General features: G+C 65.0%; 15 protein-coding genes. 14 read left to right on the top strand and 1 reads right to left on the bottom strand.

The window, feature by feature from the left end; genetic code table 11:
- Window positions 1–176 precede the first annotated feature (176 nt).
- The 13 genes from ACVILH_RS13730 (at window position 177) to ACVILH_RS13790 (ending at window position 13280) form a co-directional block, all read left to right on the top strand.
- Window positions 177–2009, top strand: a complete 1833-nt coding sequence (locus ACVILH_RS13730; RefSeq protein WP_456713361.1) for a hypothetical protein — start codon at window positions 177–179, stop codon at window positions 2007–2009.
- Window positions 2010–2188: 179 nt separating this feature from the next.
- A complete protein-coding gene (gspD, locus tag ACVILH_RS13735; RefSeq protein ID WP_456713362.1) occupies window positions 2189–4486 on the top strand; it encodes a type II secretion system secretin GspD in 2298 nt (765 codons plus the stop codon).
- A 164-nt stretch (window positions 4487–4650) separates the two neighbouring features.
- Window positions 4651–5010, top strand: a complete 360-nt coding sequence (locus tag ACVILH_RS13740; RefSeq protein ID WP_456713363.1) for a tetratricopeptide repeat protein — start codon at window positions 4651–4653, stop codon at window positions 5008–5010.
- 124 nt (window positions 5011–5134) lie between these two features.
- A complete protein-coding gene (locus ACVILH_RS13745) occupies window positions 5135–6790 on the top strand; it encodes a GspE/PulE family protein (RefSeq protein WP_456713364.1) in 1656 nt (551 codons plus the stop codon).
- A 4-nt stretch (window positions 6791–6794) separates the two neighbouring features.
- A complete protein-coding gene (locus ACVILH_RS13750) occupies window positions 6795–8009 on the top strand; it encodes a type II secretion system F family protein (protein WP_456713365.1) in 1215 nt (404 codons plus the stop codon).
- Window positions 8010–8014: 5 nt separating this feature from the next.
- Window positions 8015–8488 carry a type II secretion system major pseudopilin GspG gene (gene gspG / locus ACVILH_RS13755; RefSeq protein WP_456713366.1) on the top strand — a complete coding sequence of 158 codons (474 nt, stop codon included), beginning with the start codon at window positions 8015–8017 and terminating at the stop codon, window positions 8486–8488.
- Window positions 8489–8490: 2 nt separating this feature from the next.
- Window positions 8491–8964 (top strand): pilus assembly FimT family protein, encoded by a 474-nt coding sequence (locus ACVILH_RS13760; RefSeq protein ID WP_456713367.1) that lies wholly within the window; start codon window positions 8491–8493, stop codon window positions 8962–8964.
- Entirely contained in the window at window positions 8942–9331 is a 390-nt protein-coding gene (locus ACVILH_RS13765; protein WP_456713368.1) for a PulJ/GspJ family protein, read from the top strand. Before ACVILH_RS13760 ends, ACVILH_RS13765 begins: the two co-directional genes overlap by 23 nt.
- The gene (locus tag ACVILH_RS13770; RefSeq protein WP_456713369.1) at window positions 9331–10029 is read left to right on the top strand and encodes a PulJ/GspJ family protein; all 699 of its coding nucleotides are present in this window, start codon (window positions 9331–9333) and stop codon (window positions 10027–10029) included. The genes ACVILH_RS13765 and ACVILH_RS13770 overlap by 1 nt, the downstream gene beginning before the upstream one ends.
- Window positions 10026–10970: a general secretion pathway protein GspK gene (locus tag ACVILH_RS13775; protein ID WP_456713370.1), complete on the top strand. Its 945-nt coding sequence runs from the start codon at window positions 10026–10028 to the stop codon at window positions 10968–10970. The genes ACVILH_RS13770 and ACVILH_RS13775 overlap by 4 nt, the downstream gene beginning before the upstream one ends.
- Before the next feature lie 11 nt (window positions 10971–10981).
- Window positions 10982–12052, top strand: coding sequence for a PilN domain-containing protein (locus ACVILH_RS13780; RefSeq protein WP_456713371.1), 1071 nt, complete (start codon window positions 10982–10984; stop codon window positions 12050–12052).
- Window positions 12049–12606 carry a type II secretion system protein GspM gene (gene gspM / locus ACVILH_RS13785; RefSeq protein ID WP_456713372.1) on the top strand — a complete coding sequence of 186 codons (558 nt, stop codon included), beginning with the start codon at window positions 12049–12051 and terminating at the stop codon, window positions 12604–12606. Before ACVILH_RS13780 ends, gspM begins: the two co-directional genes overlap by 4 nt.
- A gap of 53 nt (window positions 12607–12659) precedes the next feature.
- Window positions 12660–13280 carry a hypothetical protein gene (locus tag ACVILH_RS13790; RefSeq protein WP_456713373.1) on the top strand — a complete coding sequence of 207 codons (621 nt, stop codon included), beginning with the start codon at window positions 12660–12662 and terminating at the stop codon, window positions 13278–13280.
- A 75-nt stretch (window positions 13281–13355) separates the two neighbouring features.
- Here the strand turns inward: ACVILH_RS13790 and ACVILH_RS13795 are convergent, their stop codons facing one another.
- Window positions 13356–13658: a hypothetical protein gene (locus tag ACVILH_RS13795; RefSeq protein ID WP_456713374.1), complete on the bottom strand. Its 303-nt coding sequence runs from the start codon at window positions 13656–13658 to the stop codon at window positions 13356–13358.
- A 592-nt stretch (window positions 13659–14250) separates the two neighbouring features.
- Between ACVILH_RS13795 and ACVILH_RS13800 the strand changes: the two genes are divergently transcribed.
- A complete protein-coding gene (locus ACVILH_RS13800; RefSeq protein WP_456716972.1) occupies window positions 14251–16245 on the top strand; it encodes a multicopper oxidase domain-containing protein in 1995 nt (664 codons plus the stop codon).
- Window positions 16246–16436: the final 191 nt, after the last annotated feature.

Raw genomic sequence — 16436 nt, forward strand, 5'->3', positions numbered from 1 at the left:
CGTCCGAGCGTCTTCGGCTCGCGCAGCCAAAGTGCTGACACGCGGACATCGCTCGCCAGCCCAAGTATCGACATCGCCCGCCTCTAGCGCGAATGGCTTGCAGTTATGCGCGAGCAGTTTCGGTCGCGCGGGCAGGGGATCTACGTCCGCGCGACAATCATGGGGAGGTCTGACTGATGAGATTGACTAGCTGCAGTATTGAGCGCGCCGGCGATCCGGCATCTCCACACCCTGTTGCTTCGACCGCTCGGCATGGCGCTCGTTCAGCTCGCAGCCGCGGAATACTCTGCTCGTCTCTGCTTGCCGCAGTATCCACCTTGGCGCTCACGGCGGGTGCTGCCCGGGCGGCCGACGACGCGCATTCGCGGCCGGCCGAGAGCGCGGCGGTCAAGGCGCTGATGGCGAAGCTTGATGCCATGGAGCAGCGCATCAATACGCTCCAGGGCGAGCTGAAGGATGCCAAGGCGAAGAAGACGGCCAGCGTCGGGCAATCCGCGTCACTCGCGTCCAGGCGCTCATCTGACCCAGTCGGGCTGACCGGCAAGGACGCCCAGGCAGGCGCCGCAAAGGCATCCGGCACTGCGCCGCAGACGAGCGCTCAGCCCAGCGTCAACGCCATGGCGTTTGCCAGCTCGAAGGACGTCAAGTCGGGGTCGACAGCGGTCTCCGAGCCGCAATCGCCGTCTCCTGTCTCGCGACTGGCCGCCGCATTCGCGGACTCCGACCCCAAGCCGAAATTCCTGCCGGCTGCTGATATCAACAAGGCTGCTCCACCGCCCGGGAGAGATCTGTTCGGCGCCGCACCGTCGCCAGTGCCGGGGATGCGGATCGGCATGTATGGCGAGATCAAGCTCGGCTCGACGCAGAACCCTGCCGCCAACGGCCAGTGGCAGAGCGGCTTCGACATGGCCCGCTTGGTGCTGCTACCGACGTATCAGGTCAGCGACAACATCACCTTCAATGCAGAGCTGGAATGGGAGCATGGCGGCACCGCGTTCGACAATGACGACAAGCTGCACGGCGCCGTCGAGGTCGAGCAGGCCTTCTTCGACATCAAGTTCAACGATCACTTCACCCTGCGATCGCCGGGTGTCGATTTGATCCCGATCTCGTTCACCAATCTCTATCATGAGCCGACGCTGTTCTATAGCGTGCAGCGGCCCGAGCTCGCCAACGGGCTGATCCCGACGACCTGGTATGCCCCGGCTGCCGGCTTCTACGGCAAGATCGTGGACGGATTGAACTATCAGTTCCAGGTCAGCCAGAGCGCCGAGGATTTCGGCGACGATTTCGCCCATCGTGGTGACAATGGCCATATCGTCCCCGGCGGTTACGAGGCCGGCATCAGCGGCTCGGAGGCGCTCGCGCTGTCGCGCGCGCCCATCGGCGACTTCCGCCAGATGAGCAATGAGCTCGCTTATACGTTCCGGCTGAGCTATGCGCCGTCGTTCCTTCCCGGATTTGCCGGCAGCTCGGCGATCTATTATTCGCCGAACGTCACGCCGCGCGGCGCCTATGCCACGCAGGCCGACGGCACGGAGACGCCGCTCGGCAGGAATGCGATGACGATCTTCAATACTGAGGCTCGGTATCGCGTTCCCAATACCGGGCTCGAGTTCCGCGGCGAATATGCCTATGTGCATTTCTCCAACCCGGAGAACCTGCGGGCCAACAACGATCTCGACGACACGAACAATGTCGGCAAGAGCATGTGGGGTTATTCGGCCGAGGTCGCCTATCACTTCAGGGCGCCCAACGACTATGACATCGTGCCGTTCTATCGCTACACGCGCCAGAACTTCCAGACGTCGGGCATGCTTGGCGCCGACATCCTCAACGGTTTGAACAACCCGACGGGCAGCGGCGACATGACCTTCCACGATGTCGGTCTGGCCATCTTCCCCAATCCGAGCCTGGTCTACAAGATCAACTACACCAAGGTCATCGATCACAGCGCGACCGGTGCGATGTCCGACCGGGTTCTCGCCGGTGTCGGCTGGCTCTGGTAGTCGCGTGGGATAGGCCGCAGCCTTCCGGACAGCGGCCTGTTTCCAATGGGGGGAGTGGTCCCCGGGACGGATCGAAGATCGACCTGTCCCGGGGAAACCTGACGAAGGACTCGGCACATCGGGTGGGCGCGCGAGTGGTAAAGATTGGTGAATTGAGCCGAGGCCGGCGGCGATGCCGCATGCTTGCAACGCTGGCGGTGATGTCGGCGGCGCTTGCGGGATGTAATCCGGCGACGCTGGGCAGTGACAATCGCGGCGACGACGTGATGGACAAGGTCGGGAGACTCGATCTGTCGCCGCGCTACCCAAAGCAAGTCATGCCCGAACAGTCGCCGGCGGCGCGCCGCGCCCGCGCGGAGATCTATGGCGGCAACGACGATGCAAGAAGCGCACGCGATGCACGCGCGGAAGTGCCGGCTGCGAACGCGCTCCCGGTTCAAGAGGTTGCGGCGCATTCGCAGGCTGTCGGAAACGGCTTCGAGCTGAATTTCGAGAACACGCCGATCGCGACCGTGGCCAAGGTCGTGCTCGGCGACATCCTTGGTGTCGGCTATTCGATCGATCCGAGGCTTCAGGGCACGGTCAGCCTGTCATCGGTCCGCCCGGTCCCGAAATCCGACGTGGTCTATGTGCTGGAGAACGCACTGCGGCTGTCCGGAACGGCGCTGGTTCGCGACGGCTCGGGTTATCGGCTGATCCCGCTCGGCGAGGCCGCGGGTGCAGGCACGGTCGATGCGCCCGGAGGCTCGACGGAGGCTGGCTACGGCATCACGGCGCTGCCGCTGCAATATGTCTCGGCTCCGACACTGTTGAAGCTGCTCGACAGCTTCGCGCTCAAGCCAGGAATGGTGCGGGCCGATCCCGGCCGCAACCTGCTGCTGATTCAAGGAACGGGAGCGGAGCGCCGAACCGCCGTCGATGCCGCGCTCAGCTTCGATGCGGATTGGATGCGCGGCCAATCGGTTGGAATCTTTCCGATCGCCAACGGCAATCCAGAGCCGATCGTGGCCGAGCTCGAGAAGATCATGGATACGGGCGAGAGCGGGCTCGGTCAGAACATGGTCAAGTTCCAGACCGTCAGCCGGATGAATGCGGTGATGGTGATCAGCCGCAAGCCGGCGCTGCTGCACACCGCCGAGACCTGGATCAAGCGGCTGGATGCCGGCAACACGTTGCGCAACAGCGTCCACGTCTACCGCGTAAAATACGGCGAAGCGCGACAGATGGCCCGGGTGTTGAACGAGATGTTCACGGGCAATGCGAGCAGCGCGGATGTGTCGTCGACCGATCTCGCTCCCGGATCCGGTGCCATGTCGACGTCGAGCAGCGAGCGGCTCTCGGCCGCCGGCACGACGGCGCAATCGAGCGGCAGCTTCTCGGGACAGCCGGGCAACAACGGACTGGTCGCTAATCGTGGCTTTGGTGGCGCGCCGCCTCCGACGCCGGTCGCAGCCGATGCCGGAGCTGAGCCGCGCACATCTGCCGCGGGCGGCAAGCCGCTGATGGACGGCGTGCGGATCACGCCGGACATCGTCAACAATACGCTCCTGATCTACGCCGACCGGGAGAACTACCGCATCATCGAAGCCACGCTGCGACAATGCGACCGGCCGCAGTTGCAGGTCGCGATCGACGCCACGATTGCCGAGGTCACGCTGAACGACAACCTGAACTACGGTGTGCAGGCGTTTCTCACCAGCAAAAATCTTGGCCTGAAACCGGATCAGGGCTCGCTGCTGAACACCAGCTCGACCTCGGCGCCGACGACGGTCGCATCGGCGGCGGGGACGATCACCAACGCCTTCCTGAATCGCGCATTCCCGGGGTTCAATTTTCTGATCGGGTCGGAATCGCAGCCGAGCGCGATCCTGAGCGCGTTGCATACCGTGACCGACGTGAAGGTGCTGTCCAATCCTTCGCTGGTGGTGATCGACAATCAGGCGGCCACCTTGCAGGTCGGCGACCAGGTGCCGGTGTCGACCGGCAGTGCCACCGTGCTGACGACCAACAATACCGTGGTGAACACGATCGACTACCGCAACACGGGAATCATCCTGCGCGTGGCCCCGCGGGTCAACGAGAACGGCAATGTGCGGCTCGAGATCGAGCAGGAGATCAGCAACGTTTCGCCGCAGACCGCCAACAGCCTCACGCCTACGGTGGCGCAGCGCAAGGTGAAGAGCTCGGTTGCCGTGGCGAGCGGCCAGACGGTGCTGCTGGCCGGCCTGATCAGCGAGACACAGCAAGGGACGCGGAACGGTGTCCCCGGAATCGACCAGATCCCGGGTCTCGGCGAGCTGTTCAGCAACAATGATCGCAGCCGCGGTCGCACCGAGCTGATCATCTTCATCCGCCCGCAGATCATTCGCGACGGCACAGATGCCCATTATGTCGCCGAGGAGCTTCGCTCGAAGCTGCGCGGAACGATCAGGCCGGTGTCGACGAGCGCCCTCCAGACGTCGCGGGTCAGTCGATGAGATGGCATGCGACGCTGTTGGCCAGTACCCTCGCCATCGCGGTCGGAGTCCCCGCGGCGGCTGCGCGAGGTCGTGACGACGGATGGGCCGCACTCGCGCGCGGCGATTACGTCCGCGCTGCCGCTCTGCTCGGGCCGTTGGCGCAGCGCGGCCAGCCGCGAGCCATGACCGCGCTTGGCTACATGTACGACAACGGCTTCGGCGTCCCGCAATCCTACGACGCTGCGGCGGAGCTCTACATCGCTGCTGCCGAGCACGGCGACCCGGCGGCTCAGCACCTGCTCGGGCTCAGCTACGACAAGGGCCACGGCGTCGATCAGGACATCGTGCTGGCCTATAAATGGCTGAGCCTCGCCGCTGCCGCGGCATCGCACCGGCAACGCGAGCCTTACTTGCGAATTCGCAATGCGGTCGCGTTGAAGATGTCGCGAGAGCAGATCGTCGAGGGGCAGCAGCTCTCATTGGAATGGCAGCGAAGTCGATTCGGAACGTCGAACGTAGGTGTGCCGGCACCTGGTTTGTAGTTGTTCTAATTCGGCGATCTCATAAGTGTCATCTTTGGTCCTGACAAAGAAGGGTGTCATCCGAAGGATCGCGATCGTGCCCAGGGCATGAGCGGGTCGGATCCGCTCCATCACGGGAAGCGCCATGGCCTCGACTTCTCATCATCGCCCGACCGACGATCTGCAGGACCGCGATCTCGCCCGGCTCGGCGGCATGCGGCATGAGCGGACTGAGGGGTCGGAAACAGCGACCGATACGATGTCTGGCGGGAGCGCCGACGACATCGCCCGGCAACTCGGATTGTCGCGGATCACGCTCTCGGAGCTGCTGGCCGCCGAGCCCTTGGCTGACCATTTTTCCCGGCGTTTCCTGCGAGAGACGATCGTCTTCCCGTTTCAATCGGCGCGCCATGGGCGGTGCCTTGCGGTCGCCGATCCCGGCGACACGGCGTCGGCCCGTGCGGCAGAGCTGGTGTTCGGCGGCCCTGTCGCGCTGGTGGTGGCGTCGGCCGAGGACATCTCCGCGGCGCTGAGCCGGCTCGCGGATGAGGACGATCTCCCCTCACGCGTCGAGACGGCGCAGCCGCAACTGCGTGAGGACGATATCGAAAGCCTGCGCGACCTCGCAGCCGGAGCGCCCGTGGTGCGCGCCGTCAACGATCTGCTGGAGCAGGCGGTCGAGCTGCGTGCCAGCGACATCCATGTCGAAGCGATGCGCAGCGGGCTGTCGATCAGGATGCGCGTTGACGGCCTGCTGAAGCCGGTCTCTTCTCCGGCCGGCGTGCTGCCGCAAGCGGTGATCTCGCGGATCAAGATCGTCGCCGGCCTGAACATCGCGGAGCGGCGGCTGCCTCAGGATGGGGCCGCACGGCTGCAGGTCGGCCGCTCCGAGTTGGACGTTCGCGTCGCGATGATGCCGACGCAACATGGTGAGTCCGCGGTGATCCGGCTGCTGCCGAGGGATCGCGGACTGCTCGCGATCGAGAAGCTCGGCTTTTCCGCGCACGACGATCGCTCGCTCCGCCGGCTGTTGGCGCTGCCGCACGGCATGATCGTGATCTGCGGCCCGACGGGCAGCGGCAAGACCACGACGCTGGCGACGGCGCTCTCGATTCTCAACGAGCCGACGCGGAAGATCCTGACCATCGAGGATCCGGTTGAATATGAGCTGCCGGGCATCAACCAGTCGCAGGTCAAGCCGGCCATCGGGCTGACCTTTGCCTCGGCATTGCGATCCTTCGTGCGACAGGATCCCGACGTCATCATGGTCGGCGAAGTGCGTGACGGCGAGACCGCCCACGTGGCGGTTCACGCGGCGCTCACCGGCCATCTCGTGCTTACCACCTTGCACACCGAGAATGCTGCGGCGGCCGTGCCGCGGCTGCTCGATCTCGGTGTGGAGGATTTCTTGCTCCGTTCGACCCTGCGGGCGGTGATCGCGCAGCGGCTGGTCCGCAGGTTGTGCGAACGGTGCAGGGCGAAGCGAACGCTGAGCGCAGGCGATCTCAGTGCCGACCCCCGTTACGCAGCGGTCGGCTTCGGCGCCGGCGACACCGTCTATGAGCCTGTCGGCTGCGAGAGTTGCGGTGCCACCGGCTATCGCGGCCGGCTTGGCATCTTCGAGATTCTCGAGCTCGATCTGGAGATCCGATCCCTGATCCAGGGTGCGACCGACGCAAGCGCAATCGACCGCGCTGCCATTCGCCGGGGCATGACGACGATGCTCGATGACGGCGTCGCCAAGTGCCGGGCCGGAGCGACATCGGTCGCGGAAGTCCTGCGCGTCACAACGTTACGGTGAGCCGGTGAGCACCTTCCGCTATCGCGCCCTGACCGAGACTGGTGACGTCGTTCACGGCACGATCTCGGCCGCGACGGCCAAGGAGGTCATGGATCGCATCGAATATCTGCGTTTGTTGCCGATCGAGACGTTCGAGGAGAGAGCGGGGGGCGCTGTCGCGCGGGACACGCTGGCCTGGTTCGGTAGTCCGACTCCGTCCGATGTCACGATCTTCACGCGCGATCTGGCGTTGTTGCTGAAGGCGGGCGCGCGGCTGGAGGATGCGCTCGACCTTCTCGCGGGCGATGCGGATATCGGGAGACTGCGCCCGATCGTCGGCCGCTTGCGGTCGAGCATCCTTGCAGGAGAGAGCCTCGCCGAGGCGCTGGCGCATCATCCTCGGCAGTTTCCCGCGATGTATCTTGCATTGGTGCGGGTCGGTGAGGCCTCCGGAACGCTGGACCACGTGCTCGACATGCTCGGCGCCGAGCGGACCCGCGCGGAAGCGACGCGTCGCAAGCTCACCGATGCGATGCAGTACCCGCTGTTCGTCCTCATCGCGGCCTGTCTGGTGATGCTGTTCTTCTTTGTCGTCGTGCTTCCGCAGTTCTCGACCGTGCTGCGCGACTTCGGCGCCAGGAGCGACGCGACCATCACCACGTTTCTCGATATCTCGGATTTCCTGCGCGGCAACGCTCCCGCCCTCGCGCTCGCCGCCGGCGCAATGGTGGTCGCGGCTGCTCTGTTGCTTGGCCGCGCGAGCGTGCGCGCCGCCGTGATCGCGTGGCTTTGCCGGCTGCCAGGCCTTGCGACGGTGTTTCGGTCGTACCGCACCAGCGTATTCTGCCGCAACCTCTCGATCCTGCTCGGCAGCGGGCTGACCTTGACGGCGATCTTACGCATCCTGGTCGATATCATGTCGGTCACCGGCAGCGGTGCCACGTGGAGTGCTGCCGCCGACCGCGTTCGACACGGCGGCAAGCTCTCCGATGCCGTGGCGGCGGTGGACATTCTGCCGCCGATGGCTGTGCGGATGATCCGGATCGGCGAGGAGACCGGACAATTGCCGGTGCTCGCCGGCCGCATCGCCGAGTTCTACGAGGCCAAGCTGCAGCGCAGCCTCGACCGTATCGTGGGAATCGTCGGGCCTGCCGCAATCATTCTCATCAGCACCGTCGTCGGAGGCCTCATCGTATCGGTGATGAGCGCGCTCCTCTCGGTGACCCAACTCGTCGGATAGAGATCATGGACGATCATTCCAAAACATCAACGCCCAGCCAGATCGGAAGCGATGATCCTGAGGGCGGCTTCACCCTGGTCGAGATGCTGGTCGTCATCGCTATCATCGGCATGATCATGGGCCTGATCGGCCCGCGCGTGCTGTCGTCGCTGAACGAATCCCGGGTCAAGACGGCGCGGATTCAGATCCAGAGCTTTTCGAGCGCGCTCGATCTGTTCTACCTCGACACCGGACGCTATCCGACCACCTCGGAAGGCCTGACGGCGCTGGTGCGGCCGGCATCGACCATTCCGGGCTGGGCCGGACCGTATCTCAAGGGAGGAAACGTTCCGAGCGATCCGTGGAATCATGCCTATGTCTACCGGTCTCCGGGACAGCAGGTGCCCTACGAGATCGTCTCCTATGGATCGGACGGGCAGGAGGGCGGCACCGATCTCGCCACCGACATCTCCTCCTCCGTCGCCGTCGGTGGTCGATAGGAATGGAAGACCGCGACGGCCGCACGGCCGGCTTCACGCTCCTCGAGGTGGTCTGTGTGCTCGCGATCGTCGCGTTGATGGCGGCCGTGTCGTTGCCGGCCATGTCCAGGCAGACCTCGCGGCCGCGGCTGGAGGCCTATGCGCTCGAAGCGGCTGCGGTGTTGAAGGCCGATCGAAATGCCGCCATCCGTCGCGGGCTCGCGGTCACCACGCACATCGATGCGCGGTTGCGGGCGATCCGCTCGGGGACGAGCGGGCAGGTGGTCCGTTTTCCGGACGACGTCCGGGTCGAGACGATGCTGCCGCGCAACTGCGATGATCGGCCGTCATTCGAGGCCATCAGCTTCTTCGGCTCGGGACGATCGTGCGGCGGCGTCATCACGCTGACGCATCTCGACGCCGGCTACCAAATTCACGTCAACTGGCTGACCGGAAGGATCGAAGTGGCCTCGCATGCTGGCTTCACCAAACCATAGCCGGGCCGCCGGGTTCACGCTGATCGAGACGCTGGTTGCGCTCGCAATCGTCGCGGTTTCGCTCGTCGCGATCGCGGCTCTGATGGGCTCGTCGAGCCGTGGAAGCCGCAGGCTGGAGCAGCATGTCGCGTTGGTGCAGGCGGCTCACAACGCGCTGTGGCTGGCCTTCCCGTCGCGTCTTTCAGCTGCGCGGACGCAGTCCGGGGAGACGATGGCTCATGCCTGGCGCGCGCAGGCGCAGCCATTCGCGGCGGATGCCGGTGCGTCCGCGTGGACGCCGCAACGGATCACGCTGCAGGTTCGATCGCCATCCGGCGCGACCATGGAGGTCGAGACCATCCGTCTGTTCCGAAGGCAGGCCGAGTGATGGCGCGTCGCTCCGATCATCCTCAGGCCGGCTTTACGCTGATCGAAGTCCTGGTCGCGATGGCGCTGATGGGGCTGCTGGTCTCGGCCCTCGCGGCGATCACCGCGCAGTGGATCCCGAACTGGAATCGCGGCCTGCATCGCATCCAACGCAATGAATCGCTGAGCGTCGCGCTCGACCGCATCAGCGCCGACATCGCGGCTGCGGAGTTCATCCGGCCCGATGGTCAGACCAAGTCTGTGCTGTTCGAAGGATCGGAAACGTCGGTCACCTTCATCAGGGTCTCGCTGGGACCTCGGAGCGGCCGTGGGCTCGATCTGGTTCGCATCTCGGAAATCGGCGACGGTGACGGCGCGGTGCTCGTCCGAAAACGCGCTGGGTTCGCGCCCGGCAGTGCGCGCGAGCTCGTCGATCCCATCGTGCTGCTGCAGGCGCCTTACCGCGTGTCGTTTACCTATGCAGGGGCCGAGCGAAATTGGGTGCCGTCATGGCAGGGCGCCGAGAAGCTGCCGGCAGCGGTCCGCGTGACGGTGCGCAACACCGCCGATCCGAGCGCGCCGCCGATCTCGCGGATCGCGCTGATCCATATCTCGGCTCCGGCCGACAGCGTCTGTAGCCCGGCAGACCGGACATGTGACAGGCAGACCCCGCAGGCGGACATGACGATCGGGCGCGCTGCGGCAAGGTCGGAGCCATGACTATGGGCGGCGCCACCATCTCGACAGACGCCGGAGGCCATGATCGCGAAGGCGGCTTCGTGCTGGTTGCAGCACTCTGGATCCTGATCTCGCTGGCCGGATTGGCGGGAGCCCTCTCGGTCTATCTCGTCAGCACGGTCCAACGGCTCTCGCTGGACGACGCCCGGATGCGATCCGGCGCGCTGGTCTCCGCGGGCCTCGAGCTTGCCGCCTACAAGCTCACCGCCACGCCGAAGTCGCAGCGCTCGCCCGCAGGGGCATTCTCGTTCCGGCTCGATCATGCACAGGTGTCGGTCGTGTTCCGGTCCGAAGCAGGCCGCATCGATCTCAATCATGCGTCCCAGCAGATGCTCGCCAATCTGTTCGCCGCGCTGGGCGCTCGCGCCGACAGGGCCAATGAGTATGCCGAGCGGATCATCGGCTGGCGGACGCCGCCGGCCGAGAACGCTGCCGATTCCGAGCGTGAGCTCTATCGCACCGCGGGGATGGACTACACGCCGCGGGGGGCGTCCTTTGCCAATGTCGAGGAGCTTCGTCTGGTGCTCAAGATTCCGCCGGCCCTGGTCGACCAGGCGATGCCGTTCGTGACCGTCTTCAGCGGGCGGCGTGAGATCGATCCGCTGGAGGCGGCGCCCGAAGTCGTCGCCGCGCTGCCTGGCATGACCCAGGATGTGTTGAAGAGCTTCCTTGACCAGCGCGCCGGTCTCCGACGCGAGGCAAGATCGCTGGCATCGGCGCTAGGAGCCGCGCGTGTCGGGACGACGCTGGAGGTCGGCGACGCCTTCCGTGTGGGGATCACGATCGCCTTCGATGCCGGGCGGCGCGCCGCGGCTGAGGCCGTCATCCTGCTGGGCGACGGGGACGAGCCATACCGTGTCCTGTCGTGGCGGGACGATGTCGCAAGCCCGGTGATGCCCAGGCCCTCAGGAAAGGCGCTGTGATGAGAATGGCAATGACCGGGCGCGGCGAGTTCGCAGCATGGATCGGCTCTGTGGCCGAGGCGATCATCGGTCTGATCGGCCGGCTTAATCTCAAGCCCACGGTGCAACTGATCGAGACTGACCAAAACGTCTTCATCATGAAGTCGGCCGGGAGATCCGGTCCGCCGGATCATTCGGTTGTTCTGTCGCGTGGCGAGGCGGCAATGCCGGGGCTTCCCGAGACATGGCTGGATCTCGTGCGAGGCAGCCGGCTCGAGGTCACGCTGCGGGCCGATCGATTTCTGTGGCGACCGCTGGAGCTCCCCAAGCGGGCGGTCGAGTTTCTGGATCCGATGATCCGCTCGCAGATCGATCGGCTGACACCATGGGCGGCTCAGGACGCGGTGTTCGGAGGCACGGAGCCAGTCGACATTTCGGCTGACCGGATTCGCACCAATATCATCGCCGCGCCGCGGACGAGCATCGAGCCGCTCCTGCGGCTTGCCGAGTCCTGGCGTGCCGCCGGAATCGTGCTGATCGCCGCTCCCTGGGATTCTCCGCACGAGCTCGCCAAACCAACAGCAACGCGGCTGATCGAGCACAAGCTGCGCGGAGCATGGGACGCAGGCCGCGTCCGCCGCGTTCTGACGGCCGCGCTGGTCGTCGCAGGGCTGGCGGCGACGCTGTCGTTCGGCATCACTAGCATTCTCAGCGGCAAGCTCGAGGAGCAGCACCGTGTGCTGTCGCAACGTATATCGGAGCGACGCGCAGCGCTGCGGTCGGACGCCGCGGGCGCGGACAACAGCGCGTTCGGGGCTCTGCTGCGTAGCAAGCAGGAGAGGGCCGCCAGCGTGCTGGTGCTCGAGGCGCTTTCGCGCGTGCTGCCGGACGAGACCTATGTGACCGAGCTACGGATCGACCGGAGCAGGCTGCTGATCACCGGCATCAGTCGCGACGCGCCCGCATTGATTGGGCTGCTCGAACAATCCGAGCATTTCAATCAGGCGACGTTCTCTGCGCCGACGACGCGCGCGGCCGATGAGTCCGGAGAGCGCTTCCACATCGAGGTCGGTCTGAAGGCATACTTTGGAGGCAGCACATGAGCATAGCCAGGATGTTCGCGCGCGCGCCGGCCTCGCCCGGCATCGCCGCCTCTATCTATGCCGGGCTGCTGATCGCGCTATGTGCCGCTACGGTGCTGCCGATCAAGAGTCTGCTCGACTTGCACAGCGAGGTGGGTGCGCTGACAGATACGCTGCATCTTCTCGATGCTCATAGTCTCACTTTTGAGCGCGAGCGCGGAAGCGGTGCGACAGCTCGGAGCGGATCGGCCTTTCTGGAAGGCTCCAGTGTTACGGTGGCCGGTGCTGCGCTGGTGCAGCGCGTGAATGACGTGGTGAGCCGTCACGGCGGCAGCGTGTCGTCGTCGCAACTGGATGTGCAGAGCTCACCGGCCAAGGCGCGTCAGATCAGCGTCAGCGCGAATTTCGAGGCGGATCAGGCCGCTCTACAGCCGCTTCTCTACGATCTGGAGGCCGGAATGCCATGTCTGTTCGTCGACGAGCTCGTGGTGGAGGTGGGCGGGCCCACCGCCGCGACGAGTGGCAAGCTGCGCATCATGATGACGGTGTCCGGACAATGGCAGGGACCGCGATGATGAGGTCTCTGATCCAATTGATCGCCGGTGGTTGCTGCTGCGTTCTCGCTGTAATGCCTGCTTTGGCGCAACCTGAGGGGGGGCGTATCGATCCGGCCACTGCGGTCTCCGATCAGCAGCCGTCGGCGACCAGCGAGCCGCTCGCGTCCAACTCGCAGGCGCGGGCGGCCAATCCGCTTTGGGGCATTCCGCTCGATCGGCTCTCGGCCACGCGCGAGCGTCCGATCTTCTCGCCCTCGCGGCGTCCGCCCCAGGTTGAGCCGCCTCCGCCTGCTATCGTGGCCGCGCCGGAGGTGCAGGAGCCGGTCCGGCCGGAGCGGCCGCAGCTGTCGCTCGTCGGCACCGTCGTCAACGGCAATCAGGGCCTTGCGATCTTCGTCGATCCGGGCAGCAGGACGCCGCTGCGCGTCCGGACCGGTGCGGACTATCAGGGCTGGACGTTGCGTCACGTCGAGGCGAGGTCGGCCACGCTGCAAAAGGGCGACGACATCGTCGTCCTGTATTTCACGCAGCAGCCGGGACAGCTGATCGGTCCCGTCGCGACGAGCAGCGCGGAAGCTCCGGTGACGCAGACGGCGCCTCCATTGGCGCAAGCAGGGCCACCGTTTCTGTCGCCCGAGTCGCGGCTGCTCCGGATGCATCAGCGGCAAAGGTCAGGCCGCCGCCAACTCTAACGGTGGGGTGATGGGGGATCGAGAGCCGACCGCGGTCGGCCGTAGATCCTTTGACGGACAGAAGCTCCGGCGCCTTCAGCGCTTGCACAATCCGCTGGTCAGCACCCACCCTTTATCGGTGAGCGCGGCTGAGACGATATCGAAATACAGTCGCTTGTCAGGATCGTCCTCGGAGACGAACGAGACCTGACACAGGAAGCGCCCGCTCTCGTCGCCCTTGCTGCAGGTAGCCTCGACGATCTTGAGGCCCTTGTCGTGCCGGACACCCGATGCCGGAGCTTCCTGCTCATAGGCCTTCTGAATCACCTCCGTGGTCGGCGCGCCGCAGGCGATGCCGGTCACATTGCAGGCCCATGCGAGAGCAACAGCAAGCAGCATTCTCAGGTCTCCTTGAGGCGGATCATCAGCGGAGTGTCGGTTAGCGTCCTTGGGACGACAGGCAATCCGTGATGATCTGAAATCGTAGCCGGACAACTAAGCAGGCTGGTTGTCGTTTTTGTGTCGCGCGGTGTGCGGCGTGCGCACACAGGGGTTGTTTGTTCTCCTGATTAGATCGATTCTTGAACAGCGCGTCCGCTTTCTCACAAAGCGAAAGAAACGGTCACAAAGGAGACACCCGACGTCCATAGCCAGAAAGGGGAGGGTGCGAGGGCGCATTGCTGACGGCCTTAAAGTCAGCCCTCGCTGAGGCGGCGCCGATGAAGCGGCAACGCTTCGTACCGATCTTAGTCTCGAAGCCAAATGGGGATCAGGCATGGTAGTCGGGTGTCTGCACAAGCCAACGAAGAAAGCATTGATATCGGCAGCCGCGCTATTGGCCGGCTTGTCCCTCGCAGGCGGCGCAGCGCGCGCCCATGACTTGGCCGAGCCCACGGTGTTCAGGAGCTGGCACGGGGTCCTGGACCTGCTGATGATTGCCAAGGCGAAGCCGATCTCGACGATCACCTATGCTCCGCCGGGCGGCTCGCCGATGAATCCGACCGGCTGGGTCTACGAGATCTGCCGCAGGCCCGCGTCGGGGAATACTTGTCCCGCAGGAGCCGCGGTGGCGGAGTATGGCGGGGTGCGTCTCGCGCTGCAAAAGGGCGACACGCTCAAGATCAGGCTGGTGAACCAGCTGCCGCAGCTCGACCCGGCCAAGGTGAATCACAACACCGATCCCGGTCAGGCCAATCTGTTTCGCAATCCCACGAACCTGCATACGCACGGGCTGATCGTGGAGCCGCGTGCGCCGACGCTGAACGATCCGACCTTCGGCGACTACGTGTTCGTCCAGATCTTCAACTCCGCCAACGGCATGCCGGTGCCGCAGACCACGCATCAGCACGGCTCGAACAAGATGGATTATGCGGATTTCCGCATCAACATTCCGCGCAATCATCCGTCCGGACAGTTCTGGTTTCACCCTCACATCCATGGCATCTCGCTCAACCAGGTCTCGCAAGGGCTGGCGGGCATTATCTCGGTCGGCGAGGTCTCGGACTACGCACATGGCGACGCCAAGGATACGCCGTTTCCTGACGCGAGCGTCCGCCACCTGATCCTGAAGGATCTTCAGGTCGCTCCCGGCGGCGCGGTCAACTTCGACAGCGGTGCAGTCAACGTCCAGCCGGGCGAAGTGATCAATCAGCAGGACCCGGGCTTCTGCGCGCAGTTCCCGGCGGACAGCTCCGAAGTTCGCGAAGGCTCGTGCCCCGGCGTGGATGCGTCGGCCGATGGCGGCACGAATTTCAGCGGCGGCAAATGGTATTTCACGGTCAACGGCAGGACATTCCCGAAGATCAAGGTGACCGATCCCGATGGTGAGGTCTGGCGCCTGACCAATGCCTCCGGCAGCCTGTCCTACAATCTCCAGCTGACCGACGACGACACTCAGAAGCCGATGATCATGCAGCTGATCTCGGTCGACGGCGTCAGCGTGAACCTGCCGCAGGATACGACGATGGATACCATGGTCCATCTCGGCGGCGCCCGCTTCCGCGTGGTAGCTTGTCCGCCGTTGCCGACCTCGCGCTTCCACTCCAAGCCGGTCTGCGTCACCCAGATGGTGATGATGCCGAGCTCGCGCACCGAAGTCTTCGTCACCTACCGTGATCCCCAAACCGGAGCGATCGCGAGCCCTGGGCGCACCGCGTCCGCGACCTTCAAGATGGCCGGATTGACCATGGGCAGCGGTGACCAATGGCCGGCCGTCGATCTCGCCAAGGTGCGCTTCCACCAGCATGGCTGGCGCAACCACATTGCCTATGCGATGGATATCCGAGGCGACGCGCTGGCCACGATGCAGCCCTCCGGCATTCTTGATGCGAAAGTCCCGTATGCGAATGCGGCGCCGCTACGCGACGGCTGTCGTCCGCTGCCTCCGGGACATCGGCGCCGGATCTTCTTCGGCCTGGCTGATCTGAACGACGACGGCACGTTCGGCCTCGGCTATGAGGAGGTCGATCAGAACGGCAACCCCGTGCCCGGAACGCAGCTTCCGGTGAGCCAGTTCGATCCTGCGCAGAACATCGTCTGCCTGCCGCTCGCCGCCGGACAGCGTCCGGTTCACGAGACCTGGGAGCTGGTGCAGCTCTCGACGGAGAACCACAACTTCCACATCCACCAGACGCGGTTCAGGACCATCAACAGCAAGGCCGGCGAGAACACGCCGCTTGCGGTCTCGTTCAACAAGAACATCGGCGCCGGCATGCTGCAGGACAACGTCCCGCTCGGAGTGGCTACTCCCAACGTGCCGGAGGTGATGGACGCACAGAATGGCGTTTGCAGCATCGAGCAGTGGCGCAACGGGCAGTGCACCTCCAAGCCCGTGGTGGTGGACATCCCGTTCTCCCAGGTCGGCGAGTTCGTCTACCACTGCCACATCCTGGAGCATGAGGACGGGGGCATGATGGCGAAGATCAAGGTGGTGCCGTCGCCCTATGGCGCCTCCCCGTGGGAAGCGATGAACCAGATGCCTTGGTAGGCGCAGCCGCGCCGACCCCGGCTCGAGATGTCGGCGCCGCAATCGCGGCGCCGACGACGCTGATGGCCATGGTGCGCTGGCCTGTGTTGGGCTCGGACGGGCGCGTGCCGTACACCGCGGCGCTTGTGCGGTGAAAGCACGGTCAGCAACATCGTTATTCCCCAGCCGCTCCGGCAAATCGCCAATTTCGA

The organism is Bradyrhizobium sp. USDA 4353 (assembly GCF_054063215.1).